Origin of the sequence: Streptomyces africanus (assembly GCF_002150735.1) — a bacterium.
In the GTDB taxonomy this organism is placed as follows: Bacteria; Actinomycetota; Actinomycetes; order Streptomycetales; family Streptomycetaceae; genus Streptomyces; species Streptomyces africanus.
The window spans coordinates 1-658 of sequence record NZ_MUKA01000107.1 but is presented as its reverse complement, the minus strand read 5'-3'; the positions used below and the strand labels follow the sequence as shown (position 1 = coordinate 658).

Sequence of the window (658 nt, the reverse complement as noted above, 5' to 3'; positions counted from 1 at the left end):
CCGCGGGGCTGCTGCTCGCGGTCACCATGGTGATGGGCGTGCCCCTGGCCTTCGTCATACCGCGCCTGGCCACGCGGCTGCCGCACCAGGGCCCGATCGTGCTCGCCCTGGGCGTCTGCGGCCTCGCCGGCTACGCCGGGCTGTACCTCGCGCCGGCCGCCGGAGCCTGGGCCTGGGCCCTGCTGCTCGGCGTCGCCAACTGTGCCTTCCCGCTCGCCCTCACCCTGGTCGGCATGCGGGCCCGGACCGGCCCGGGCGTGGCCCAGCTGTCGGCGTTCGCGCAGAGCACCGGCTATCTGATCTCCATTCCGGGGCCGCTCCTGGTGGGCGTCCTCTACCAGCACAGCGGCGGCTGGGGCCTGCCGATCGCGCTGATGAGCGCCCTGATGATCCCGCAGATGGCGGTCGGATTCCTGGCGGGCCGGGACCGCACGGTGGAGGAGGAGGCGGGCCGCTGAGCCCGCCCCGGAGCCGTTGATCTCACCCCCGGGGCGCCCGGGGCCCGCGGCGGGTGCGAGACTTGCCCCATGCCAGTGCTCGACCCGAATCCCCAGCACGGTCAGAAGAAGATGCTGCTCGTGTTCGGCGCCTTCTTCGCGATCTTCATCATCATCGGCGTCATCGCGACCATCGCCTCGCCGTGACCGGCCCCCGCCCC

At 73.4% G+C, this 658-nt stretch carries 2 protein-coding genes; both read left to right on the top strand.

The features are described 5' to 3' along the window. Positions 1-458 (top strand): MFS transporter (locus tag CCL05_RS16080; RefSeq protein ID WP_143589896.1); only part of this gene is annotated, 458 nt, incomplete at its 5' end. 69 nt (positions 459-527) lie between these two features. Next, positions 528-644 carry an SGM_5486 family transporter-associated protein gene (locus CCL05_RS47150; RefSeq protein WP_086012488.1) on the top strand — a complete coding sequence of 39 codons (117 nt, stop codon included), beginning with the start codon at positions 528-530 and terminating at the stop codon, positions 642-644. The last annotated feature ends 14 nt before the right edge of the window (positions 645-658 follow it).

Bases quoted from the DNA above. Each gene is read 5' to 3' on its own strand.
- CCL05_RS47150 (WP_086012488.1), top strand. From the start codon at position 528: ATGCCAGTGCTCGACCCGAATCCCCAGCACGGTCAGAAGAAGATGCTG.